At 71.9% G+C, this 24409-nt stretch carries 19 protein-coding genes, 1 tRNA gene and 1 pseudogene; 11 read left to right on the plus strand and 10 right to left on the minus strand.

Annotated features, from left to right (window positions below; all coding sequences use genetic code 11):
* Positions 1 to 7 precede the first annotated feature (7 nt).
* From ACF073_RS30275 to ACF073_RS30305, 7 genes are all read left to right on the plus strand, one after another.
* Positions 8 to 460: a hypothetical protein gene (locus ACF073_RS30275; protein ID WP_392074589.1), complete on the plus strand. Its 453-nt coding sequence runs from the start codon at positions 8 to 10 to the stop codon at positions 458 to 460.
* Positions 457 to 1122, plus strand: a complete 666-nt coding sequence (locus ACF073_RS30280; protein WP_392074590.1) for a Tat pathway signal sequence domain protein — start codon at positions 457 to 459, stop codon at positions 1120 to 1122. Before ACF073_RS30275 ends, ACF073_RS30280 begins: the two co-directional genes overlap by 4 nt.
* 259 nt (positions 1123 to 1381) lie before the next feature.
* Positions 1382 to 2620, plus strand: coding sequence for a branched-chain amino acid ABC transporter substrate-binding protein (locus tag ACF073_RS30285; protein ID WP_392074591.1), 1239 nt, complete (start codon positions 1382 to 1384; stop codon positions 2618 to 2620).
* A gap of 111 nt (positions 2621 to 2731) precedes the next feature.
* Positions 2732 to 3661 carry a branched-chain amino acid ABC transporter permease gene (locus tag ACF073_RS30290; protein WP_392074592.1) on the plus strand — a complete coding sequence of 310 codons (930 nt, stop codon included), beginning with the start codon at positions 2732 to 2734 and terminating at the stop codon, positions 3659 to 3661.
* Positions 3662 to 3666: 5 nt separating this feature from the next.
* Positions 3667 to 5493, plus strand: a complete 1827-nt coding sequence (locus tag ACF073_RS30295) for a branched-chain amino acid ABC transporter permease (RefSeq protein WP_392074593.1) — start codon at positions 3667 to 3669, stop codon at positions 5491 to 5493.
* Positions 5494 to 5498: 5 nt separating this feature from the next.
* Positions 5499 to 6422, plus strand: a complete 924-nt coding sequence (locus ACF073_RS30300) for an ABC transporter ATP-binding protein (protein WP_392074594.1) — start codon at positions 5499 to 5501, stop codon at positions 6420 to 6422.
* A complete protein-coding gene (locus tag ACF073_RS30305; protein ID WP_392074595.1) occupies positions 6419 to 7135 on the plus strand; it encodes an ABC transporter ATP-binding protein in 717 nt (238 codons plus the stop codon). The genes ACF073_RS30300 and ACF073_RS30305 overlap by 4 nt, the downstream gene beginning before the upstream one ends.
* A gap of 91 nt (positions 7136 to 7226) precedes the next feature.
* Here the strand turns inward: ACF073_RS30305 and ACF073_RS30310 are convergent, their stop codons facing one another.
* On the minus strand, positions 7227 to 7883 hold the full coding sequence (locus ACF073_RS30310) for an ANTAR domain-containing response regulator (RefSeq protein ID WP_392074596.1): 657 nt from the start codon (positions 7881 to 7883) through the stop codon (positions 7227 to 7229).
* A gap of 99 nt (positions 7884 to 7982) precedes the next feature.
* On the opposite strand from ACF073_RS30310, the gene ACF073_RS30315 reads away from it, so the two are divergent.
* Positions 7983 to 8057, plus strand: a tRNA-Leu gene (locus tag ACF073_RS30315).
* 98 nt (positions 8058 to 8155) lie between these two features.
* Here the strand turns inward: ACF073_RS30315 and pyk are convergent.
* A complete protein-coding gene (gene pyk / locus ACF073_RS30320; RefSeq protein ID WP_392074597.1) occupies positions 8156 to 9592 on the minus strand; it encodes a pyruvate kinase in 1437 nt (478 codons plus the stop codon).
* 321 nt (positions 9593 to 9913) lie between these two features.
* Between pyk and ACF073_RS30325 the strand changes: the two genes are divergently transcribed.
* Complete coding sequence (locus ACF073_RS30325) at positions 9914 to 11719, plus strand: bifunctional metallophosphatase/5'-nucleotidase (RefSeq protein ID WP_392074598.1); 1806 nt, start codon at positions 9914 to 9916, stop codon at positions 11717 to 11719.
* 99 nt (positions 11720 to 11818) lie between these two features.
* Here the strand turns inward: ACF073_RS30325 and ACF073_RS30330 are convergent, their stop codons facing one another.
* From ACF073_RS30330 to ACF073_RS30355, 6 genes and pseudogenes are all read right to left on the minus strand, one after another.
* Positions 11819 to 13234, minus strand: coding sequence for a lysine N(6)-hydroxylase/L-ornithine N(5)-oxygenase family protein (locus tag ACF073_RS30330; RefSeq protein WP_392074599.1), 1416 nt, complete (start codon positions 13232 to 13234; stop codon positions 11819 to 11821).
* On the minus strand, positions 13231 to 14589 hold the full coding sequence (locus tag ACF073_RS30335) for a pyridoxal phosphate-dependent decarboxylase family protein (RefSeq protein ID WP_392074757.1): 1359 nt from the start codon (positions 14587 to 14589) through the stop codon (positions 13231 to 13233). Before ACF073_RS30335 ends, ACF073_RS30330 begins: the two co-directional genes overlap by 4 nt.
* A 315-nt stretch (positions 14590 to 14904) precedes the next feature.
* Positions 14905 to 15729 (minus strand): NAD(P)H-binding protein, encoded by an 825-nt coding sequence (locus ACF073_RS30340; protein WP_392074600.1) that lies wholly within the window; start codon positions 15727 to 15729, stop codon positions 14905 to 14907.
* Positions 15730 to 15837: 108 nt separating this feature from the next.
* Complete coding sequence (gene pepN, locus ACF073_RS30345; protein WP_392074601.1) at positions 15838 to 18351, minus strand: aminopeptidase N; 2514 nt, start codon at positions 18349 to 18351, stop codon at positions 15838 to 15840.
* A 128-nt stretch (positions 18352 to 18479) separates the two neighbouring features.
* On the minus strand, positions 18480 to 18830 hold the full coding sequence (locus ACF073_RS30350; RefSeq protein WP_392074602.1) for a chorismate mutase: 351 nt from the start codon (positions 18828 to 18830) through the stop codon (positions 18480 to 18482).
* Between the two features lie 34 nt (positions 18831 to 18864).
* Positions 18865 to 19756: pseudogene (locus tag ACF073_RS30355) on the minus strand (helix-turn-helix domain-containing protein).
* Positions 19757 to 19924: 168 nt separating this feature from the next.
* On the opposite strand from ACF073_RS30355, the gene ACF073_RS30360 reads away from it, so the two are divergent.
* Both ACF073_RS30360 and ACF073_RS30365 read left to right on the plus strand, forming a co-directional pair.
* A complete protein-coding gene (locus tag ACF073_RS30360) occupies positions 19925 to 21679 on the plus strand; it encodes a beta-galactosidase family protein (RefSeq protein WP_392074603.1) in 1755 nt (584 codons plus the stop codon).
* Positions 21680 to 21759: 80 nt separating this feature from the next.
* Positions 21760 to 22641, plus strand: a complete 882-nt coding sequence (locus ACF073_RS30365; RefSeq protein WP_392074604.1) for a hypothetical protein — start codon at positions 21760 to 21762, stop codon at positions 22639 to 22641.
* Positions 22642 to 22681: 40 nt separating this feature from the next.
* On the opposite strand, the gene ACF073_RS30370 is transcribed toward ACF073_RS30365, so the two are convergent.
* A complete protein-coding gene (locus ACF073_RS30370; RefSeq protein WP_392074605.1) occupies positions 22682 to 23587 on the minus strand; it encodes an SDR family oxidoreductase in 906 nt (301 codons plus the stop codon).
* A 1-nt stretch (position 23588) separates the two neighbouring features.
* A complete protein-coding gene (locus tag ACF073_RS30375; RefSeq protein WP_392074606.1) occupies positions 23589 to 24365 on the minus strand; it encodes an SDR family oxidoreductase in 777 nt (258 codons plus the stop codon).
* Positions 24366 to 24409 lie beyond the last annotated feature (44 nt).

Raw genomic sequence — 24409 nt, forward strand, 5'->3', positions numbered from 1 at the left:
CACCCTCATGGGACAGCCTCACCCCGTGGGACGGCGCCAAGGCCCCCGGCCGGGGGCCGGATTCCTGGCACTCGGGCTCGCGGTGCCGGTCCTGTTGTGCGCGGCGGCCTGCGGCGGCTCCGCACGCTCTCCGGCCTCCGCCCCCGCTCCCCCTGCCCCGCACCGCACACCCGCTTCCACCGCCACCGCCACCACCCCCGCCTCCGAAGCCGACCTGTGCACCCTGCTCGTCGTCCACTGGGCCCGCGAGGCGCTCGACGGCGGCACCTACGGGGACTACCAGTCGATGGGCCTGTCCCACGGCCAGTACCAGATCCTGCGGGACGCCGTGGACGCCGGACGGGTCGTCAGACGGCGTCAAGGAGCCGTTGCCGCAGATGGGTTGATGAAGCGTCGGATACGCGGCGCCTGCGTCGACCGCTATCGCCACGGAACCCCGAGCGAAGGCCCCTGGACATGAGCGGCGTCGGCCCGCCGGAGCCCGGCGAGGGCACCTGGGCACGGGACGGCCGGCACCCGGAGGGCCCGCGGCCGGCCGCTGGAGCGCGCGCCGCCCTGGCCGCCCGGTACGCCCGCCACCGGCGAGCCGCCCTCGCCCTGCTCGCCGCCGCCGTCCTCCTGGGAGGCGGCGGCATTCTCTACGCGACCAGGCCGCCGCAACCGCCACCGCGCGCCGAACGCCCGCGCGCGCAGACGCCGTTGCCCGTCCAAGTGGCGGACATGACCTACCTCGACAGCCGGGCCGCCCCGGCGAGCGCCCCGCCGCGCAGCTTCGGCTTCACCGTCCTACTGAGCGTGACATCGGGTCCACCGGTCACCGTGACCCAGGTGACCCAGCCGTACGCGGGGCTCTCACTGGCCACGGAACCGCAAGTTCCGTTCAAGACAAAGTCTGGTTCGGCCCGCAAGATCACGATAACGATGCACGTGACGAAATGCGGAAAAGCCCCCAGGAACGCCAGCCTCCCTTTCCTGGACGTAACTCTGCGTAATGTGCGCGCAATACAGACGCAGAGCTTCATCCTCGGCCGGCGCTATGCACAGGACCTCTCACACGCCCTGGAAGTCGCCTGCAGCAACAGGTCCCAGTCATTACCAAAACAGTCGAGACACCTGGAATGATCATGGCAGATCCTGCGGATTCTCAGAATGTGGACAGCGCGAATCCACCTGAATTCCGCCTTCCTGCCCACCGGACACCGCTCTGCATTACGTCGTGTCATAACAAGAGAGTCACAGCCTCGGTCAGACACTCCTCCACGTTCCCCACACACGCTTAGAGTCACGGCCAGTCACCGCGCCTCCGGATTCTCCTTTCAGCGCGGCGCGCGACTCGATCGCTTCCATGGGGGGGCGGTTGTGCCTGGGGAAAGGACTGATCGTGCGTCAACGTTCGCTTATCGCCATCACCGCCGCGCTGGCGGCGGGAGCGCTCACCCTCACCGCCTGCGGTTCGCGCGACAGCGGCGACAAGGGCTCGGACTCCGGCAGTGGTGGCGGCGGCAGCACCGTCGTCATCGGTGTCGACGCTCCGCTGACCGGCGACCTGTCCGCCATGGGCCTCGGTATCAAGAACTCGGCGGACCTCGCCGTCCGCAACGCCAACAAGCAGAAGCTCGTCAAGGGCGTCACGTTCAAGGTCGAGTCCCTCGACGACCAGGCCCAGCCGTCCGCCGGCCAGCAGAACGCCTCCAAGTTCGTCTCGGAGCAGGAGGTCCTCGGTGTCGTCGGCCCGCTGAACTCCTCGGTCGCGGAGTCGATGCAGAAGGTCTTCGACGACGCCAAACTGGTCCAGGTCTCGCCGGCCAACACCGGCCCGGGCCTCACCCAGGGCCCGGACTGGCAGAACAAGAAGGTCCGCGGCTACAAGTCGTACTTCCGCACCGCGACCACGGACGCCATCCAGGGTCCGTTCGCCGCCCAGTACGTCTACAACACGGCCAAGAAGAAGAAGGTCTTCGTCATCGACGACAAGAAGACCTACGGATCCGGCCTCGCCGCGACCTTCACCGAGGAGTTCAAGAAGCTCGGCGGCAAGGTGGTCGGCACCGAGCACATCAACCCCGACGCCAAGGACTTCTCCGCGGTCGCCACCAAGGTGAAGAACTCGGGTGCCGAGGTCGTCTACTACGGCGGCGAGTACCCGCAGGCCGGCCCGCTCAGCAAGCAGATCAAGGCCTCCGGCGCCAAGATCCCGCTCGTCGGCGGCGACGGCATCAAGGACGACACCTTCATGAACCTGGCCGGCGCCGAGGCCACGGGCGACCTCGCCACCTCGGTCGGCGCCCCGGTCGAGGACCTCCCCTCCGCCAAGCAGTTCGTCGCCGACTACAAGGCCGCGGGCTACAAGGACGAGTACTCGGCCTACGGCGGCTACGCCTACGACTCCGCCTGGGCGGTCATCGAGGCCGTGAAGAAGGTCGTCGACGCCAACGGCGGCAAGCTCCCCTCCGACGCCCGCGCGAAGATCACCGAGGCCATGCAGGGCGTGTCCTTCGACGGTGTGACCGGCAAGGTCTCCTTCGACGAGTTCGGTGACGCGACCAACAAGCAGCTCACCGTGTACGCCGTGAAGAACGGTGCCTGGGTTCCCGTCAAGTCCGGTACCTACACCGGCTGATCCACGCCTGACCCACTCAAGAGCCGCGCGGGGCGCTGTTCCACTGGCGCCCCGCGCGCACTCGCATCCGGCCACATCCCTCGCACTTTCCGAACGCTCGGAGGACATGCGGTGAACGAACTGCCGCAGCAGCTGGTCAACGGCCTGCTACTAGGATCCATGTACGGGCTGGTCGCCATCGGCTACACAATGGTCTACGGCATTGTCCAGCTCATCAACTTCGCCCACGGCGAGATCTTCATGACGGGCGCGTTCGGCGCTCTCACCGTCTGGCTCTGGCTTCCCGGCGGCACCACCATGTGGATCGCGCTGCCACTGATGATCATCGGCGCGATCGTCGTCGCGGTCGCCATCGCCGTCGGGGCGGAACGGTTCGCCTACCGGCCCCTGCGTACCGCACCCCGGCTCGCGCCCCTGATCACCGCCATCGGCCTCTCCCTCGCGCTGCAGCAGGCGGTGTGGGCCTGGTACCCGGAGGCCAAGTCCGCGCGTACCTTCCCGCAGATCTCCGGCGGCCCCTTCGAGATCGGCAGCGTCACCATCCAGACCGGTGACATATTCCTGGTCTCCGCGGCCCCGCTCAGCATGGCGATCCTCGCCTACTTCGTGATGAAGACCCGTACCGGCCGCGGTATGCAGGCCACCGCGCAGGACCCGGACACCGCCAAGCTGATGGGCGTCAACACCGACCGCATCATCGTGATCGCGTTCGCGCTCGGCGCCGCGTTCGCCGCGGTCGGGGCCGTCGCCTACGGCCTGAAGTACGGCGAGATCAACTTCCGCATGGGCTTCATCCTCGGTCTGAAGGCGTTCACCGCGGCCGTCCTCGGCGGCATCGGCAACATCTACGGCGCCATGATCGGCGGCGTGGTCCTCGGTGTGGCCGAGACCCTGGCCACCGCTTACATCTCCGACATCCCGGGCATGGACAAGTTCGGCAGCCAGTCCTGGGCCGATGTCTGGGCCTTCGTACTCCTCATCCTCGTACTGCTGTTCAGGCCACAGGGTCTGCTCGGCGAGCGCGTCGCGGACAGGGCGTGAGACCGATGACCACAGAGACCACCGCAGCCGGGACCCCCGGCGCCCGCAACCAGGACGCCCTGTCCGGCCTGCTCCCGCTCCCCGAGAAGGCCGCCCGCGCCCTCGCCCTCGGCGGCAGCGCGCTCACCATCGTCTCCACCTTCCTCGCCTGGACGTGGACCGACGAGTTCCCCGGTGACCTCACCGTCTACGGCTACCCCGGCGGGCTGCAGGTCCTCGTCCTCATCGGCGCGCTCCTCGCCACCGTGTTCGCGCTGGCCTCCTACGGCGTCCGGGGTCTCGGCTGGCTGGTGCCCGCCGGCCCCGACGCGGCCCTGAAGTTCGCCACCCTGGCCACCTTCGCCACCAGCTGGTACACGGTCATCGCGATCAGCGCCGACCTCGGCGGGGTCGTCAACCTCGAAGTGGGCGGCTATCTGGTCGCCGTCGGCAGCCTCGCCGCGCTGGCCGGTGCGCTCGCCCTGCCCTTCCGGCGGCCCGAGCCCGACCCGGCCGACCCCGACGACACCGGCTGGGACAAGTTCAAGCAGGACGCGGCGTACAAGTGGGAGACGACCAAGGCCGTCTTCGCCGCCGGTTCGCCCCGGCCCGTGCGCACGCTGCCGTCGTACGCCGAGATCCTGATCATCGTCGCGGTCCTCGCGCTCGGCCTGGTCGTCTTCACCTACGGCATCGGCACCGAGTACGACGAGCAGTTCATCGGCTTCCTGATCACCGCGGGCTTCGGTTTCGCGGCGCTCAACAAGGCCGGACTGATCGCCCACGCCTCGCAGATCACCTCCCGGCACCAGAACATCACCACCTGCGGCGCCTTCGCCGCGGCGGCGCTGTTCCCCTTCACCCAGACCAACGACCAGTACGCGACCCTCGGCGTCTACATCCTGATCTTCGCCACCGTCGCCCTCGGCCTGAACATCGTCGTCGGCCTCGCGGGCCTGCTCGACCTCGGTTACGTCGCCTTCCTCGGCGTCGGCGCCTACGCGGCGGCCCTGGTCTCCGGCTCCCCCAGCTCGCCGTTCCACGTGCACTTCCCGTTCTGGGCCGCGGTCCTGGTCGGTGCCGCCGCCTCGCTGGTCTTCGGCGTCCTGATCGGCGCCCCGACGCTCCGGCTGCGCGGCGACTACCTCGCCATCGTCACCCTCGGCTTCGGTGAGATCTTCCGCATCACGGCGAACAACCTCGACGGCACCTCCGGGCCCGACATCACCAACGGCTCCAACGGCATCTCCTCGATCCCGAACCTCGACGTCCTCGGCTTCGACTTCGGTGCCCAGCACGACATGGGCGGCTTCACCATCGGCCGGTTCGCCAACTACTTCTTCCTGATGCTGATCATCACCGCGGTCGTGGTGCTGGTCTTCCGCCGCAGCGGCAACTCCCGCATCGGGCGTGCCTGGGTGGCCATCCGCGAGGACGAGACCGCGGCGCTCGCCATGGGCATCAACGGGTTCCGGGTCAAGCTCATCGCCTTCGCCGTCGGCGCCTCGCTCGCCGGTCTCGCGGGCACGGTCCAGGCCCACGTCACCTACACGGTGACGCCCGAGCAGTACCTGTTCGCCGGCCCCATCCCGCCCAACTCGGCCTTCCTGCTCGCCGCGGTCGTACTCGGCGGCATGGGCACCATCAGCGGTCCGCTGATCGGCGCGTCCCTGCTCTTCCTGATCCCGAACAAGCTCCAGTTCCTGGGCAACTACCAGCTCTTCGCCTTCGGTATCGCGCTGATCCTGCTGATGCGCTTCCGCCCCGAGGGCCTCATCCCGAACCGGCGCCGCCAGCTCGAATTCCACGAAGAGGCGGAAGCACCCACCCTCCTGACGAAGGCGGGGGCCTGACCACCATGACCACCGACACCACCACGAAGGACACCGCCGCCGACGCTCCGGCGCCCGGCGAGACCGTCCTCGACGCCCGCGGTGTGACCATGCGCTTCGGCGGCCTGACCGCCGTACGCGGGGTCGACCTCACCGTGAACGCCGGCGAGATCGTCGGCTTGATCGGCCCCAACGGCGCCGGCAAGACGACCTTCTTCAACTGCCTGACCGGGCTGTACGTGCCCACCGAGGGCGAGGTCCGGTACAAGGGCAACGTCCTGCCGCCCAAGTCGTTCAAGGTCACCGCGGCCGGTATCGCGCGCACCTTCCAGAACATCCGGCTGTTCGCCAACATGACCGTTCTGGAGAACGTGCTGGTCGGCCGGCACACCCGCACCAAGGAGGGCTTCTGGTCCGCCGTGCTGCGCGGTCCCGGCTTCCACCGGGCCGAGAAGACCTCCCGGGACCGGGCCATGGAGCTGCTGCGGTTCGTGGGCCTCGACCACAAGTCCGAGCACCTCGCCCGCAACCTGCCCTACGGCGAGCAGCGCAAGCTGGAGATCGCGCGTGCCCTGGCCAGCGAGCCCGGACTGCTGCTGCTCGACGAGCCGACGGCCGGCATGAACCCGCAGGAGACCCGGGCCACCGAGGAACTGGTCTTCGCCATCCGGGACATGGGCATCGCCGTCCTCGTCATCGAGCACGACATGCGCTTCATCTTCAACCTGTGCGACCGCGTGGCCGTCCTCGTGCAGGGCGAGAAGCTGATCGAGGGCGACAGCGCGACCGTCCAGGGCGACGAGCGCGTGGTCGCGGCCTATCTCGGCGAGCCCTTCGAGAACGCGCCCGGCGCCGAGGAGGTGGCCGAGGTGGAGGCCGCCGAGGCACAGGCCGAGGCGCAGGCCGAGACCCCGACGGATGCCGCGCCCGGCAAGGAGAACGACCGATGACCGCACTGCTCGAAGTAGAGGACCTGCGGGTCGCCTACGGCAAGATCGAGGCCGTCAAGGGCATCTCGTTCAAGGTCGAGGCCGGTCAGGTGGTCACCCTCATCGGCACCAACGGCGCCGGCAAGACCACCACCCTGCGCACGCTGTCCGGGCTGCTGAAGCCGGTCGGCGGGCAGATCAAGTTCAACGGCAGATCGCTGAAGAAGGTCCCGCCGCACCAGGTGGTCGCGCTGGGCCTCGCCCACTCCCCCGAGGGGCGGCACATCTTCCCGCGCATGAGCATCGAGGACAACCTGCGCCTCGGCGCCTTCCTGCGCAACGACAAGCCGGGCATCGAGCGGGACATCCAGCGCGCCTACGACCTCTTCCCCATCCTCGGGGAGCGGCGCAAGCAGGCCGCCGGCACCCTCTCGGGCGGTGAGCAGCAGATGCTGGCGATGGGCAGGGCGCTGATGTCCCAGCCGAAGCTGCTGATGCTGGACGAGCCCTCGATGGGCCTGTCGCCGATCATGATGCAGAAGATCATGGCGACGATCGCCGAGCTGAAGGCCCAGGGCACCACGATCCTGCTGGTCGAGCAGAACGCCCAGGCGGCGCTCTCCCTCGCCGACCAGGGTCATGTGATGGAGGTCGGCTCCGTCGTCCTGTCCGGCACCGGCCAGGACCTGCTGCACGACGAGTCGGTCCGCAAGGCCTACCTCGGCGAGGACTGACCGGGGACCACGACGAGGCCCGCGCCCCCTTCTCCGGGGCGCGGGCCTCGTCGTACGCACAGTGCGTACGGTGTGCGCGGGGCGGGCGGGCTCAGCCCTTCTTCGCGCCCTTCTTCTCCGCGTTGTCCGCGATGACGGCCTCGGCGACCTGCTGCATCGACATGCGGCGGTCCATGGAGGTCTTCTGGATCCAGCGGAAGGCGGCCGGCTCGGTCAGGCCGTACTCCGTCTGCAGGATGGACTTCGCGCGGTCGACCAGCTTGCGGGTCTCCAGCCGCTGGCTGAGGTCGGCGACCTCCTGCTCCAGCTGCTTCAGCTCGGTGAAGCGGGAGACGGCCATCTCGATCGCCGGGACGACATCGCTCTTGCTGAACGGCTTGACCAGGTAGGCCATGGCGCCGGCGTCCCGGGCCCGCTCGACCAGGTCGCGCTGCGAGAAGGCGGTGAGCATCAGGACCGGCGCGATGGACTCCTCGGCGATCTTCTCGGCCGCGGAGATGCCGTCCAGCTTGGGCATCTTCACGTCCAGGATGACCAGGTCCGGCTTGTGCTCGCGGGCCAGCTCGACGGCCTGCTCCCCGTCCCCGGCCTCGCCGACGACGGAGTAGCCCTCCTCCTCCAGCATCTCCTTCAGGTCGAGCCGGATCAGGGCCTCGTCCTCGGCGATGACGACACGGGTCGTCAGCGGAGGCACGTGCGACTTGTCGTCGTCGGGCGCGTCTACGGGCTGGGGCGACTCGGCGGTCACAGGGGCTCCTCGTTCAGGGCAGGGTACTGCTGACAAGAGCCTACCTAGCTACGGTATGGTGGACGCGCGGAGGGTCGGGGGAAACCTTGGATTCTGCGAGCCCCGGTAGCCCAATTGGCAGCAGGCAACGGATTCAAAACCCGTACAGTGTCGGTTCGAGTCCGACCCGGGGCACTTTTCCTTGGATTCCAAGGTCAGCATTTAGCAGGGCCCCTCCAGCTGAGGGGCCCTTCGTCGTTCACCCGGCGCCGTCGTTCACCTGGGGCTGTCGTTCACCTGGGACTGTCGTCCTCGCCGATGTGGTGGACCCGGACCATGTTGGTCGAGCCGGAGACACCGGGCGGGGAGCCCGCCGTGATCACCACGACATCGCCCTTCGCGCAGCGACCGTACTTCAGCAGCAGTTCGTCCACCTGGTCGACCATGGCGTCGGTGGAGTCCACGTGCGGACCGAGGAAGGTCTCCGCGCCCCAGGTGAGGCTGAGCTGGGAGCGGGTGGCCTGCTCCGGCGTGAAGGCGAGCAGCGGGATCGGCGAGCGGTAGCGGGAGAGCCTGCGGGCGGTGTCTCCGGACTGGGTGAACGCCACCAGGAACTTCGCGCCCAGGAAGTCGCCCATCTCGGCGGCGGCCCGGGCGACCGCGCCGCCCTGGGTGCGCGGCTTGCTCTGCTCGGTCAGCGGCGGCAGGCCCTTGGCCAGCATGTCCTCCTCCGCGGCGGCGACGATCTTCGCCATGGTGCGCACGGTCTCGACCGGGTACTTGCCGACGCTGGTCTCGCCGGAGAGCATCACCGCGTCCGTGCCGTCCAGGACGGCGTTGGCGACGTCGGAGGCCTCGGCGCGGGTGGGCCGGGAGTTCTCGATCATCGAGTCGAGCATCTGGGTGGCCACGATCACCGGTTTGGCGTTGCGCCTGGCCAGCTTGACGGCGCGCTTCTGCACGATCGGCACCTGTTCGAGCGGCATCTCGACGCCCAGGTCGCCGCGCGCCACCATCAGGCCGTCGAAGGCGGCCACGATGCCGTCGAGGTTCTCCACCGCCTGCGGCTTCTCGATCTTGGCGATCACCGGGAGGCGGCGGCCCTCCTCGGCCATGATCCGGTGCACGTCCGCCGCGTCCTCGCCGCTGCGCACGAAGGAGAGGGCGATCACGTCGCAGCCGGCGCGCAGCGCCCAGCGCAGATCGTCCTCGTCCTTCTCGGAGAGGGCGGGCACGGAGACGGCGACCCCGGGGAGGTTCAGGCCCTTGTGGTCGGAGATGACACCGCCCTCGACCACCCGGGTACGGACGCGGGGGCCGTCGACGGCGGTGACCTCCAGGCAGACCTTGCCGTCGTCGACGAGGACGCGCTCACCGGGAGTGACGTCGGCGGCGAGACCGGCGTAAGTGGTGCCGCACCGGTGCCGGTCGCCCTCGACGCCGTCCTCCACGGTGATGGTGAAGGTGTCGCCGCGTTCAAGGAGTACCGGGCCTTCCGCAAAACGGCCGAGGCGGATCTTCGGACCTTGAAGGTCGGCGAGGATTCCGACACTGCGGCCGGTTTCGTCGGCCGCCTTTCGCACGCGCTGACAACGCTCCTCGTGCTCGGCGTGAGTGCCGTGGCTGAGGTTGAACCGGGCGACGTCCATTCCGGCCTCGACCAGTGCCTTGATCTGGTCGTACGAGTCGGTGGCGGGCCCCAATGTACAGACGATCTTTGCTCGGCGCATGAGGCGAGCCTAGGCCCTACCCATGGGTAGAGAATTGGCCCCGTGTGACTACTCAACAGACATTGGGCGAAGGGATATTGACAAGTGTTGAATTGTGCGGCTGCTCGCTCTTATGAGCGAATTCCCTGAGGGTGCCGCGGCGTCCCGGCAGGGCCGCACCAGGGCCGCCCGGCCCGCCCCGCCGCGCGACTTCCGCTTCGGGAGCAGTAGTTCGGGGAGGAACAGGACACCAGATCGCAACCTCCTGGACCTGTTGCGACACGTCATGCTCGGGTCAGAATCTACGCGCGTTGTCGACCCGTTCGCCGAGGAGACCTGGGCATGCCGCTGAACCGCCGGAAGTTCCTGAAGAAGTCCGCCGCCACCGGAGCGGGGGTGGCGGTCGCCGGTGCGGCGGCGGCTCCCGCCGCCGAGGCGGCGGAGGGCCACCGGCCGGGGCACCATGGGAAGCGGTACTCCCTGACCGTCATGGGCACCACCGATCTGCACGGCCATGTCTTCAACTGGGACTACTTCAAGGACGCGGAGTACACCGACACGGCGGGCAACGCGATGGGCCTCGCGCGCATCTCGACGCTGGTGAACCAGGTGTGCGAGGAGAAGGGCCGCCGCAACACCCTGCTGCTGGACGCCGGTGACACCATCCAGGGCACCCCGCTGGCCTACTACTACGCCAAGGTCGACCCGATCACCGCCAAGGGCGGCCCGGTGCACCCGATGGCGCAGGCGATGAACGCGATCGGGTACGACGCGGCGGCCCTCGGCAACCACGAGTTCAACTACGGCATCGAGACCCTGCGTACGTTCGAGGACCAGCTCGACTTCCCGCTGCTCGGCGCCAACGCCGTGGACGCGAAGACGCTGCGGCCGGCCTTCCCGCCGTACTTCATGAAGACGTTCCATGTGCCGGGCGGCAGGCCGGTCAAGGTCGCCGTCCTCGGCCTGACCAACCCGGGCATCGCGATCTGGGACAAGGCCTACGTCCAGGGCAAGCTGGCGTTCCCCGGTCTGGAGGAGCAGGCCGCCAAGTGGGTGCCGAAGCTGCGGTCGATGGGCGCGGACGTGGTCGTCGTCTCGGCGCACTCGGGTGCCTCGGGCACCTCGTCGTACGGCGACCAGGTGCCGTACGTGGAGAACGCGGCCGCCAATGTCGCCAGGCAGGTGCCGGGCATCGACGCGATCCTGGTCGGCCACGCGCACGTGGAGATCCCGGAGCTGAAGGTCGTCAACGAGAAGACGGGCCGGACCGTCGTGCTCTCCGAGCCGCTGTGCTATGCCGAGCGGCTCACCCTGTTCGACATCGAGCTGGTGTTCGCCAAGGGCTGTTGGGAGGTCGAGTCGGTCTCCGCCTCCCTGCGCAACTCCAACACCGTCGCCGACGACCCGCGGATCACCCGGCTGCTGAAGGACGAGCACAAGAAGGTCGTCGCGTACGTCAACCAGGTCGTGGGCCGGGCGACCGAGACCCTGACCACCGTCGAAGCCCGCTACAAGGACGCCCCGATCATCGACCTGATCACCAAGGTCCAGGAGGACGTGGTCAAGGCCGCGCTCGCGGGCACCGAGTACGCCTCGCTGCCGGTGATCGCCCAGGCCTCGCCGTTCTCCCGGACCTCCGCGATCCCGGCCGGCGATGTCACCATCCGGGACCTGTCGGGCCTGTACGTGTACGACAACACGCTGGTCGCCAAGTTGCTGACGGGCGCTCAGATGCGCGCCTACCTGGAGTACTCGGCGGAGTACTACGTCCAGACGGCCCCCGACGCGGCGGTCGACGTGGACAAGCTGACCAACGCGAACAACCGGCCGGACTACAACTACGACTACGTCTCGGGCCTGGCCTACGACATCGACATCGCCCAGCCCGCCGGGTCGCGGATCAAGAACCTCACCTTCAAGGGTGCCGCGCTGGACGACGCCCAGCAGTTCGTGCTCGCCGTCAACAACTACCGGGCCAACGGCGGCGGCGCCTTCCCGCATGTCGCCACGGCCAAGGAGCTGTGGTCGGAGTCGACGGAGATCCGCACCCGGATCGCGGAGTGGGCGACCGCGAAGGGCGTGCTGGACCCGAAGGACTTCGCGTCCGTGGACTGGCGGCTCACCCGGAACGGCACGCCGGTGTTCTAGTCCGGCACGGTCTCGTCCACGGCGCCGGCGGGGTCTCCTCGCCGGCGCCGCGGCCGTGCCGGCCGGCCGCGCCGCCGGAACGCCCTCCGGTGCGGCGGCTCACCGTCCCTCGACGAGCGGGGTGAGCCGCTTCGGCCGGGCGGCGTGCGGCACCCGGGGCGTCGTCTCGTCGAGGCCGAAGGAGGTGAAGGCCGTGCGGGCCGCCTGCGGATACGGCTCCTTCCCGGTCAGCGAGTTGAGGATGGTGGCGCTGCGCCACGCCGCGAGGCCCAGGTCGGGGGCACCGACGCCGTGGGTGTGCTGCTCGGCGTTCTGGACGTGGACCGCCCCGGTGACCGAGGGGTCGAGGACGAGCCGGAACTCCTCGTCGATGCGGGGGCGTTCGCTGCTGTCGCGGCGCATGTAGGGATCGAGGCCGGCGAGGATGCGGTCGAGCGGGCGTTCCCGGTAGCCGGTGGCGAGGACGACGGCGTCGGTGGTGAGCCGGGAGCGGCTGCCCTGCTGGACGTGCTCCAGATGCAGCTCGATCTTGGTGGTGGCGATCCGGCCCGCGGTGCGGACGCGGACCCCGGGGGTGAGGACAGCCTCGGGCCAGCCGCCGTGCAGGGTGCGCCGGTACAGCTCGTCGTGGATCGCGGCGAGGGTGCCGGAGTCGATGCCCTTGTGCAGCTGCCACTGAGCGGCGACCAGGCGGTCGCGGACCGGCTCGGGCAGGGCGTGGAAGTAGCGGGTGTAGTCGGGCGTGAAGTGCTCAAGGCCCAGCTTGGAGTACTCCATCGGCGCGAACGCCTCGCTGCGGCCGATCCAGTGCAGCTTCTCCCGGCCGGCCGGGCGGTGCCGGAGCAGGTCGAGGAAGACCTCGGCGCCGGACTGGCCGGAGCCGACGACGGTGACGTGCCCGGCGGCGAGGACGGTGTCGCGGTGGTCGAGGTAGTCGGCGGCGTGCACGACGGGCACGCCGGGGGTGTCCACCAGGGGCTTGAGCGGGTCGGGCACGTACGGGACGGTGCCGATGCCGAGGGCGATGTTGCGGGTGTACGTACGGCCCAGGGCCTCGGCCTCGCCCTCGGCGTCGAGCTGGGTGAAGTCGACCTCGAACGCGTCCCGCTCGGGGTTCCAGCGGACGGCGTCGACCTGGTGGCGGAAGTGCAGCCCGGGCAGCTGGCGGGCGACCCAGCGGCAGTAGGCGTCGTACTCGGCGCGCTGGATGTGGAAGCGCTCGGCGAAGTAGAAGGGGAAGAGCCGCTCGCACGTCCTGAGGTAGTTGAGGAAGCTCCAGGGGCTGGTGGGGTCGGCGAGGGTCACCAGGTCGGCGAGGAAGGGCACTTGGATGGCGGCGCCCTCGATGAGCAGCCCGGGGTGCCAGTCGAAGCCGGGGCGCTGTTCGTAGAAGACGGCGTCGAGTTCGGCGAGCGGCTGGGCGAGGGCGGCCAGGGAGAGGTTGCAGGGGCCGATCCCGATGCCGACCAGGTCGCGCGGGGCGGCGGGCTCGTGCCGTGAGGGGTGGGTGGTCATCCGGGGGTGCTTCCTTCGACGAGTTTGAGCAGGTGCGCCAGGTCGTCCGGGCGGGTCCGGGGGTTGAGGACGGTGACCTTGAGCCACAGCCGTCCGTCGAGCCGGGCGCGGCCGAGGACGGCCCGGCCCTCGCGCAGCAGCCGGCGGCGCACGGCGGCCACGGCGGCGTCGTCGGCCCCGGCGGGCCGGAACAGGACGGTGCTGATGGCGGGCCGGTCGTACAGCTCGAAGCCGGGGTGCTCGCCGACCAGTGCGGCGAACTCGCCGGCCCGGGCGCAGACCTGGTCGACCAGGGCGCCGAGCCCGCGGCGGCCCAGCGTCCGCAGGGTGACGGCGATCTTCAGGACGTCGGCGCGGCGCGTGGTGCGCAGGGAGCGGCCGAGCAGGTCGGGGAGTCCGGCGTCGGTGTCGTCGTCGGCGTTCAGGTAGTCGGCGCGCTGGTGGAGCACGGCGAGTTCGTGGGGGCGGGCGACGGCGAGGAGGCCGGCGGCGACCGGCTGCCAGCCGAGCTTGTGCAGATCGAGGGTGACGGTCTGGGCGGCTTCGAGTCCGGCGAGCAGGTCGCGGTGCCGGTCGCTGAAGAGGAGGCCGCCGCCGTAGGCCGCGTCGATGTGCAGGCGGGCTCCGTGGGCGGCGCAGAGGCGGGCGATCTCGGGCAGCGGGTCGATGAGGCCGGCGTCGGTGGTGCCGGCGGTGGCGGCGACCAGCAGCGGTCGGGGCAGGTCGGTGAGGGCCTCGTCGAGGGCGGCCGGGTCCAGGGCGCCGTGCGGTGCCGGGATCACGACCGGGTCGGGCAGGCCGAGCAGCCAGGCGGCGCGCGGCAGCGAGTGGTGGGCGCCGGCCGAGCACACGAGGCGCACGCTGCCGCCGTGCGCCTCGCGGGCGAGCAGCAGGGCGAGCTGGTTGGACTCGGTGCCGCCGGTGGTGACGAGGGCGTCGGCGAGACCGGCCGTGCGGGCGAGGGCGCGGGTGACGGCGGTCTCCAGGGCGGAGGCGGAGGGGGCCTGGTCCCAGGAGTCCAGGGAGGGGTTGAGGACGCTCGCCGCGAGGTCGGCGGCGGTGGCCACGGCGAGCGGCGGGCAGTGCAGATGGGCCGCGCAGAGCGGGTCGGCGGGGTCCGCCGCGCCCGCGGCGAGGGCGCGCACGAGGGTGCGCAGGGCGTCCGGGTCGCCGGTGTCCGGCAGGACGTCGCCGAGGGCGCCGGCGACCCGCGCGGCCACGGCTTCCGGGCCCCCGACGGGGAGCGGGCCGCCGCGCTCGACGGAGCCGGCCGCGAGGGCGTCGAGCACGGTGCCGAGGAGGGGGCGCATGGCGTCGGGGCCTTCGGGGCCCGAGGCGAGCGGCGGCATGCTCATGGCCTCACCTCCGCTCATGGGCTCTCCTCCGGCCCCGGGGAACGCCGACGCGTCACGCCCGCGGCATCCGGCTTGTGGGTGGAGTTCCAGCTTGTACCGGAAGAGCGCCCTGTGTCCCGAAAGCCCGACGAACGAAACCCGAAAGTGTGTACTGCCGTACCGGGTGGGGCTGTTGGGGCGGGAGTGGGGTGAGGTGAGGTGGGGTGGGGTGCCGGTGTCTGCGGGGCTGACGGCCGGGGTGGGGCGGGGGTGGCGGTGGGGGCTCGTACGCCCCGGCAGGGACGCCCCGGTTGCCGGGGCGCCCCGCGTTGTCGGCTAGGCCCGGAAGGCGGCGGTGTGGTCCTGGGCCCACTGGGCGAAGGTGCGCGCCGGGGTGCCGGTGAGCCGCTCCACCGTGCCGGTGATCTCCGGGGGCACGCCCACGGTCTCCGCGAAGGTCTGCAGGAGCCGTTCCAGCATGGGCGGCGGCACGTGCGGGAACAGCTCCGGGCCCGCCTCGGCCGGGTCGACCTCGACGAACGCCAGCTTCCTGCCGAGCGCCTCGCCGAGCGCCGCGACCTGGTCGGCGTTGCTGATCGCCGCGGGGCCGGTCAGCCGGTACGCGGCACCCTCGTGCCCGTCGTCGAGCAGGACGCGCTCGGCCACGGCCGCGATGTCGTCCTCGTGGATGGGCGCGGTGAGCCCGTCCGCGAAGACGCCCCGCACGGTGTCGCCGGCGCGGATCTGCGGCGCCCACTGGAAGGCGTTGGTGGCGAAGGCGTTGGGGCGCAGAAACGTCCAGGCGAGCCCGCTGTCGCGGATCTGCCGCTCCACGGTGGCGTGCATGACGTGGATGGGGTGGGTCTCGTCGGCGCCCTCCGCGACGATGCCGCTGGAGAGCAGGACGACGTGCCGCACCCCGTGCGCGCGGGCCGCTTCGAGCAGCGGGGCGGTGCCGGCCTGCGCGTACAGGAAGAGCTTCGTCGCCCCGGCGAACAGCGCCGCGGGGTCCTCCGGCCGGAACCGGACCACCTCGGCCCGCCCGGGCAGCGCGGCCCGCTCGGGGTCGCGGGTCAGCGCCCGGACGGGCGTGCCCGCGGCGAGGAGACGGTCGACAAGGGCACGGCCGACGTTGCCGGTCGCTCCGGTCACTACGATCACGGTGCTGCCTCCGTTGGTGCGGTCGATCACCTGACCGCCCGAGCCTAGGAGCGGCGGCCGGTTTGCCGCATCGTCGGCAGGGACCAGCCGCGCCCTACGTCGTCCGCCCTACTCCCCCCGCTGCTCGCCGTCCCCGCGCCGGCCCTCGCGCGCCTTCAGGGCGCGGGACACGTCGTCCAGGCGGTCGGCGAGGGTGCGGCGCAGGGCCGGGGTGAGGTCGGCGTCGCGCAGGCACTCCTCACCGAGCCGCAGGTTCTCGGCGTCGACCGCGTGGGCCGGGAAGCACCAGCGGCCGGCGGCGATGGCGAGGGCGGGGCCGCGGCGGCCGGCGAGGGCGACCGCGTCCGGGTAGAAGCGCGGCACGTACTCCCGCACCAGGTCGGCCTGCTCGGCCTGCCAGAAGCCCCGCGCGGTGGCCAGGAAGAGGTAGTTGGACAGCTCGTCGCCCGCGAACATCGCCTCCCAGGCCGCGCGCTTGGCCTCCGGGTCGGGCAGGGCGGCACGGCAGAGGGCGGCGCCCTCCTGGCCGGTGGCGCTCGGGTCGCGGGCCAGCTCGGCGGCGATCGCGGCCTCGTCGGTGGCGCCGAGCACGGCGAGCCGGGCGAGGATGCGCCAGCGCAGCTCGGGGTCGAGTTCCGGGCCGCCGGGCACCGTGCCGTCGGCGAGCCAGGCGGCGATGGTCTCCGGGTGGGCGGCCACGCTGATCAGGTGCCGTACGGCGATCAGCCGCAGGCCGGGGTTGTCGCCGTCCTCGGTGCGCCGCAGCAGGTCGCGGCAGAGGGAGGTGAGGGTGGCCAGAGCGGCCGGGCGGTCCTCCGGCGCGAGGTACTGGTCGGCGAGCTGGTCGGCGGCGAAGGTGAGGACGCCCTGGGCGACGGCCAGGTCGGTCTCGTACGGCAGGTGGGCGCGGGCCGTCTCCAGATAGGCGGCGGGCGGGAGTTCGCCGTCGCGTACGGCGTCCCGGAGGGCGTTCCAGACGACCGCGCGGGTGAGCGGGTCGGGCAGCCCTGACAGGCTGGTGCGGACCGTCTCGAAGGACGCGGCGTCGAAGCGGATCTTGGCGTAGGTGAGGTCGCCGTCGTTGAGGAGCACCAGGGCGGGGCGCTTGCCGACGGGCTGCGGTGCGGTCTGCGGCACGTCCAGGGTGACGCGCTCGCGCAGCACCAGCCGGCGGCCTTCGTCGGCGACGTCGTGGTCGTACAGGCCGACGCTGAGGCGGTGCGGGCGGCTGCCCGCGTGGTCGGTGGTCAGCGCGCAGGTGCCGCCGGCGCCGGTGATCGCCGGGGTGAGCGTGTCGACGCCGGTGGTGCGCAGCCAGCTGTCGGCCCAGGCGTGCACATCGCGCTCGGTGGCCGAGGCGAGGGAGTCGATGAAGTCGGCGAGCGTGGCGTTGCCGAACCGGTGCCGCTTGAAGTGGGTGTTGATGCCGGCGAGGAAGTCCTTCTCGCCGAGCCAGACGGCCAGCTGGCGCAGCGCGGAGGCGCCCTTGGCGTAGGAGATGCCGTCGAAGTTGAGCTGGGCCGAGGCCGTGTCGTGGACGTTCTCGGGCGCGACCGGGTGGGTGGTGGGCCGCTGGTCGGCGTCGTAGCCCCATGCCTTGCGGGTGACGCCGAACTCGGTCCAGGGGGCGGTGAACCGGGTGGCCTCGGCGGTGGTCTGGTAGCCCATGTACTCGGCGAAGGACTCGTTCAGCCAGATGTCGTCCCACCACTTGAGGGTGACGAGGTCGCCGAACCACATGTGGGCCATCTCGTGCGCGATGACCATGGCGCGGGTCTGCCGCTCGGTGTCGGTGACGGCGGAGCGGTAGACGAACTCGTCACGGAAGGTGACCAGGCCCGGGTTCTCCATGGCGCCCGCGTTGAACTCGGGGACGAACGCCTGGTCGTAGGAGTCGAAGGGGTACGGCTCCTCGAACTTCTCGTGGTACCGGTCGAAGCACGCGCGCGTGACGTCGAGGATCTCGTCGGCCTCGGCGTCGAGGTGGGGCGCGAGCGAGCGGCGGCAGTGCACGCCGAAGGGCAGTCCGCGGTGCTCGGTGCGCACCGAGTGCCAGGGGCCGCCGGCGACGGCGACCAGGTAGGTGGAGATCGGCGGGGTGGGCGCGGCCCGCCAGACGCCGTCGCCGCGGTGCTCGGTGATGCCGTTGGCGAGGACGGTCCAGCCCTCGGGCGCCTTGACCGAGACGTCGAAGACGGCCTTCAGGTCGGGCTGGTCGAAGGCGGCGAAGATGCCCTGGACGTCGTCCATGAACATCTGCGAGTAGACGTACGTCTCGCCGTCGCTCGGGTCGGTGAAGCGGTGCATGCCCTCGCCGGTGCGGGAGTAGCGCATGAGCGCCTCGACGCGCAGCTCGTGCTCGCCCGGGGTGAGGTCCTTCAGCGGCAGCCGGTCCCCGCTGAGCGACTCCGGGTCGAGCGGCTGTCCGTCGAGCGTGACGCTGAGCAGCTCGGCGGGCTTCAGCTCGACGAACGTGTCCCCGGCCGACCGGGCGGTGAACCGGATCGCGGTACGGGAGGCGAAGGTCTCGTCACCGGTCGTCAGGTCGAGCTCGACCGTGTACCGGTGGACGTCGAGGAACTCTGCTCGGAGCTGCGCTTCGTCGCGCGTGAGAACGGACATGCACGCCATGCTGCCTGATGGGACCGACAGCGCACAGGGGCGGGCCGGTACACGGCTTTTGTCCCCCGTGCGCGTCCCTGGCCGGTGCCCCTGGGGTCCGCCGCCGTTTCCCCGGCCGGTCCGCCGCGTCAGCCCTCGTGCGCCGGCTGCGCGCCGTGGGTGTCCTCGGCGATCCGCTCGTGGTGCCTGATCACCTCGGCGATGATGAAGTTCAGGAACTTCTCGGCGAACGCGGGGTCGAGCTTGGCGCTCTCGGCGAGGCTGCGCAGCCGTTCGATCTGGCGGGACTCGCGGGCCGGGTCGGCGGGCGGCAGCTGGTGCAGCGCCTTGAGCCGGCCCACCTGCTGGGTGGCCTTGAACCGCTCGGCGAGCATGTGGACGACGGCCGCGTCGATGTTGTCGATGCTGTCGCGCAGCCGCTCCAGTTCCGTGCGGACCTCGGGGTCCACGGCACCTGTGCCGGTGTTGCTGGTGGTCATAAGGGTCAACCCTATGCGCTGGGCGGCCCGGCCCCTACGGGGTGTCCGCGGACTGGATCACCGGCGGATCGCCGGGGTCGGGGCACGCGGTCGCTGAAGCCGCCGGGGACGGTGCGGCCCTGCTGGGCGCGGAACCGTACGGGGGCCAGGCCCACGCGCCGGGTGAACAGCCGGGAGAAGTAGGCGGGGTCGTCGTAGCCGACGCGCCGGGCGACGGCCGCGACGGGCAGCTCCGTGGTGGCGAGGAGTTCCTTGGCGCGGCCCAGGCGGATGCCGAGCAGATAGTCCTTCGGGCTGCACCCGGCGGCCCGGCGGACCGCGCCGCGCAGTTCGGCGGTGGTCATCCGGTGCCGGGCGGCGTGGTCGGCGACGCTCATCGGTGTGCAGGCGTCCCGGGCCAGGGCCGCGAGCACCTGGTCGCCGTCGGGGGCGAGGTCGGCGCGGGCGCGGCGCAGGGCGACGAGGAGTTCGTGGACGGCGGCGCCGGTCTCCACCTCCAGCAGGGGGTTGCCGGGGCGGGCGGCACGGGCGACGCGGGCGATGACCGCGCGGGGTGCGGAGGCGTCGGAGAGCGGGACGACGGGCCGGTCGGGCTCGATGTAGCCGAGTTCGCCGTAGGCCGCAGCGGCGGGTCCGGCGAAGTCCACGAAGCCCTCGTCCCAGCCGGTGTCCGGGTCGGGCGCGTAGTGGTGGGGCACGCCGGGGGTGAGCCACAGCAGCGCGGGCGCGGTGATCGTCGTGCGGCGGCCGTCGGCGCCCCGGTACCAGCCGCGGCCCGCGCTGATCACCACGGCCACATGGTGGTCCAGGGTGCGCGGGCCGACCGTGGGCAGGGCGCCGTACTGCAGGCCGACACCGAGGCAGACCAGGCCGAGGCGGCGGTGGGCGGGGCCGGGGCTGAAGAACCGCATCCAGGTCTGGTACATCGGCGCTCCTCCCGGCGTCGGCGGACTGCCCGGACGGCGGTCCGGGCCGGTGGACCGCCCCGGGGCGGCGTCCGCGGGGCCGGCCGGCCGGGCCCGCGGACTTTTGTCCAAGCAGCGCCGATCTTCGTCCATGGCGCCGGCCGCCGGAAGGGGGTGAGGCTGGCCCGCATGAGCGAGTTCACGGTGGGGGAATCCGGCTTCCTGCTGGACGGCCGCCCGGTACGGCTGCTGTCCGGGGCGCTGCACTACTTCCGGGTGCACGAGGCCCAGTGGGGGCACCGGCTGGCCATGCTGCGGGCGATGGGCCTGAACTGCGTGGAGACGTACGTCCCGTGGAACCTGCACCAGCCGCGGCCGGGGGCCTCCCGGGACGTTCGGGCGGTCGGCCGGTTCCTCGACGCGGTCCGCGCGGCGGGCCTGTGGGCGATCGTGCGGCCCGGTCCCTACATCTGCGCCGAATGGGAGAACGGCGGGCTGCCGGCGTGGCTGACCGGCGAGACGGGCACGCGCACGCGTACCCGCGACGAGCGCTATATGACCCACGTCCGGAACTGGTTCCGCGAGCTGCTGCGGGAGATCGTGCCGCACCAGGCCGACCGCGGCGGCCCCGTGCTCATGGTCCAGGTGGAGAACGAGTACGGCAGCTACGGCAGCGACACCGGCTACCTGCGGGAGCTGGCCGCCGTGCTGCGCGCCGAGGGCGTCACGGTCCCGCTGTTCACCTCGGACGGCCCCGAGGACCACATGCTGACCGGGGGCTCGCTGCCCGGGGTGCTCGCCACGGTGAACTTCGGCTCCCACGCGCGCGGGGCCTTCGAGGCGCTGCGCCGCCACCGCCCCGGGGGCCCGCTGATGTGCATGGAGTTCTGGTGCGGCTGGTTCGACCACTGGGCGGGCGAGCACGTCGTACGGGATCCGGCCGAAACCGCCGAGGCACTGCGGGAGATCCTGGAGTGCGGGGCGTCGGTGAACCTCTACATGGCGCACGGCGGCACCGCTTTCGGCGGCTGGGCGGGCGCGAACCGGGGCGGCGCGCTGCACGAGGGCCCGCTGGAGCCGGACGTGACCTCGTACGACTACGACGCGCCGGTGGACGAGTACGGCCGCCCCACGGAGAAGTTCTGGCGCTTCCGCGAGGTGCTGTCCGCGTACCGGCAAGGCCCGCTGCCCGGCCTGCCGCCGCTGCCCGCGACGCTGGCCGCCCCGGCCGAGGCCGCGCTCACGGGCTGGGCGTCGCAGGCCGCCGTGCTGGAGGCGCTGGGCGGCGCGGAGACCGTCTCACCGGTGCCGCCCTCCTTCGAGGAACTGGGCGTCACCCGGGGCCTGGTGCGCTACACGGTGGAGGTCCCCGGCCCGCGCCCGCCGTACCCGCTGACCGTACGCGGGCTGCGGGACCTCGCGGTGGTGTACGTCGACGGCGAGCGGGCCGGGGTGCTCACCGAGGAGCAGCCCCGGCTGAAGGAGCCCGTCGCGGGCCCCGCGCGCGTGGAGCTGTGGGTGGAGTCCCTGGGGCGGGTGAACTACGGGCCGCGGCTCGGCGAGGCGAAGGGCGTCACCGGCGGCATCCTGCACGAGCGGCAGTATCTGCACGGGGTACGCGCGCGTGCCCTTGATCTGGACGCGTTCGCCGGCGGGGTGGCCGCGGTGCCGTTCGGCGCGCTGCCCGAGGAGGGGGCGCCGGGGCTGTACCGGGGCACGGTCACGGTCCGCGGGGCCGGTGACGCCCGTCTGGAGCTGCCCGGCCGGACGCGCGGCTTCGCCTGGATCAACGGGTTCGCCCTGGGCCGCTACTGGTCGGTGGGCCCCCAGCGGTCGCTGTACGTGCCCGGTCCCGTACTGCGGGAGGGCGAGAACGAGGTGTGGCTGCTGGAGCTGGAGGGGACGGAACCGGGCGCTCCGGCACCCCGCCTGTCCCCCGTGTGACCGTCCGCCCCGCCCGCCCCCGCCGCGGCCCCTGCCCGCCTACAGTGGAGAGGAGTTCCGGCGTCTTTGGGGGTGCCGAGGTGGCGAACGGCGGACCGGTCGAGCACGGCTTCCCGCACCTGGAGACGGTGCGGGCCGCCGTCACCGCGCTGTACCGGCGGCTGTCCCGCGACACCATCGAGTCGTTCTCGGCGAGCCTGGCCCCCGCCGACGTCGCCTTCTGCGACACCGACGACCTGCACCTGGGCGCGCAGCGCGTGGCCCGGGAGATCGTGCGGCACTTCCGGCTGCCGGACGCGCGGCTGATCGTCGGCTTCCGGGAGATGACCCACGCCGCCGACGTCGAACTGACGGCGGGTCCCGAGTACTTCGTCGAGCTGAACGACCGGTTCCGCACCCATCGCCGGGACATCGGGGCGGCGCTGGCGCACGAGGTGGCGCACGTCTATCTGCACCGGCTCGGCCTGGAGTTCCCCAGCACGGCGGAGAACGAGATCCTCACGGACACGGCGACGACCTACCTGGGCGCGGGCTGGCTGCTGCTGGACGCCTACCGGGAGGACGCGGTCTCGTCGCAGAAGCTCGGCTACCTCACCCCGGAGGAGTTCGGGTACGTCCTGGCCAAGCGGGCCCTGCTGTTCCATGAGGACCCGTCCGTGTGGTTCACCAGTCCGCAGGCGTACACCGCCTACGCCAAGGGGATGGACAGGGCTCGCCGGGACGGGCAGCAGCCGCCGCTGACCGGGGCCGGCTGGGCGGGCCGCCGCCGCTACGCCCATGACCGCAGGCACGCCTCCGGCGCACCGCCCACGGCCCCCTACGCCTTCGCCTCCGACCCCGCGGGCCAGCTCCGGGTCACCTTTCCCTGCCCGACCTGCCACCAGCGCGTCAGGGTGCCGGTACGGGGGCGGGTACGGGCGCGGTGCGGGTTGTGCCGGACCGTCCTGGAGTGCGACACGTAGGTCCGTCCGCACCCGTGCCCGCCGCCGCGTCCGCCGTGCCTCACGCCCCGTAGACCCGTCCCGGCGGCTCCGCCGCGGCGAGCAGTTTCCGGGCCGCCTCCCCCGCGCCGGCCGGTGTCCAGCGCGCTGCCCCGTCCGCCGTGGGGCCGGGCCGCCAGCCCTCCATGACGGTGATCCGGCCGCCCTCCGCCTCGAAGACCCGGCCGGTCACGCCCGCGCTCCCGGCCGAGCCGAGCCAGACCACGAGCGGGGAGACGTTCTCCGGTGCCATGGCGTCGAACCCGTCCCGCGGCGCCGCCATGGCCGTGGCGAAGGCGCGCTCCGTCATCCGGGTGCGGGCGGCCGGTGCCACGGCGTTGACCTGGACGCCGTAGCGCTCCAGCTCCGCCGCGGCGACGAGCGTGAGCCCGACGATCCCGGCCTTGGCGGCGCTGTAGTTGCCCTGCCCCACCGAGCCGAGCAGACCGGCTCCGCTGCTGGTGTGCACGACGCGGGCCACCGGGGTGCGCCCGGCCTTGGACTCGGCCCGCCAGTGCGCGGCGGCGTGCCGCAACGGCAGGAAGTGGCCCTTGAGGTGGACGCGGATCACGGCGTCCCAGTCGTCCTCGTCCAGGTTGACCAGCATGCGGTCGCGCAGGAAGCCGGCGTTGCTCACCAGGGTGTCGAGGCGCCCGTACGTCTCGATGGCGGTCCGTACGAGGGAGGCCGCGCCGTCGGTGGTGGCGATGTCACCGCCGTGTGCGACCGCCTCGCCGCCCGCGGCACGGATCTCCGCCACGACGGCGTCCGCCGGGCTGGGGCCACCCGGCGCCCCGTCGAGGCCGACGCCCAGGTCGTTGACGACCACCCGGGCGCCCTCGGCGGCGAAGGCGAGGGCGTGCGCGCGGCCGAGCCCGCGGCCCGCTCCGGTGACGACGACGACCCGGTCCGCGCAGATTCCGCTCATCTCAGCTCTCCTTGCCGGGGGTCGGGGCGTGAGGGACGGTGGATCCGGCGGTGGCCGCCGCGAGGAACGCGGGCCGTTCCCCGCCGCCGTGCACGTGCAGGCTCGCCCCGCTGATGTAGGCGGCGGCGTCGGAGGCGAGGAAGACGGCGGCGGCGCCGACGTCCGCGGGAAGGGCCAGCCGGGCCAGCGGGACGGTGCGGGAGACGGCGTCGACGCCGTCGGGACCGCCGTAGTGCAGGTGGGACAGCTCGGTCCGGACCATGCCGACGACGAGCGTGTTGACACGGACCTCGGGGGCCCATTCCACGGCCATGGAGGCGGCCAGGTTCGCCAGCCCCGCCTTGGCCGCGCCGTAGGCGGCCGAGCCGGGCGAGGGGCGGCCCCCGCTGACGCTGCCGACCATCACGATCGAGCCCCTGCTGCGCCTGAGGTGTTCGTGGGCGGCGAGGGACGCGGTCAGCGGGGTGATCAGGTTCAGCTCGATGACCTTGGCGTGCCGTTCGGCATCGGCGTCGGCGAGGTGCCGGTAGGGGGTGCCGCCGGCGTTGTTGACGAGTACGTCCAGCCGGGGCAGCCCGGCGAAGAAGGCTCGGACGGCGGCTGGGTCGCGCAGGTCGACCGGGGTGAACTCGACGCCGTGGAGCGGCTGTTCGGGGGGTCTGCGGGCGCAGGTCAGGACCCGGGCGCCGGCCTCGGCGAAGGCCCGTGCGATGCCCGCGCCCACCCCTCGGGTGCCTCCGGTGACCACGACGGTGCTGCCGCCGAGTGAGTTGTCCACAGGCCCTCCCGCTCGTCTGCGCCGACTGCTAGCTTCGAAGCCTC

It is taken from the genome of Streptomyces sp. NPDC015171 (assembly GCF_043079545.1).
GTDB lineage: Bacteria > Actinomycetota > Actinomycetes > Streptomycetales > Streptomycetaceae > Streptomyces.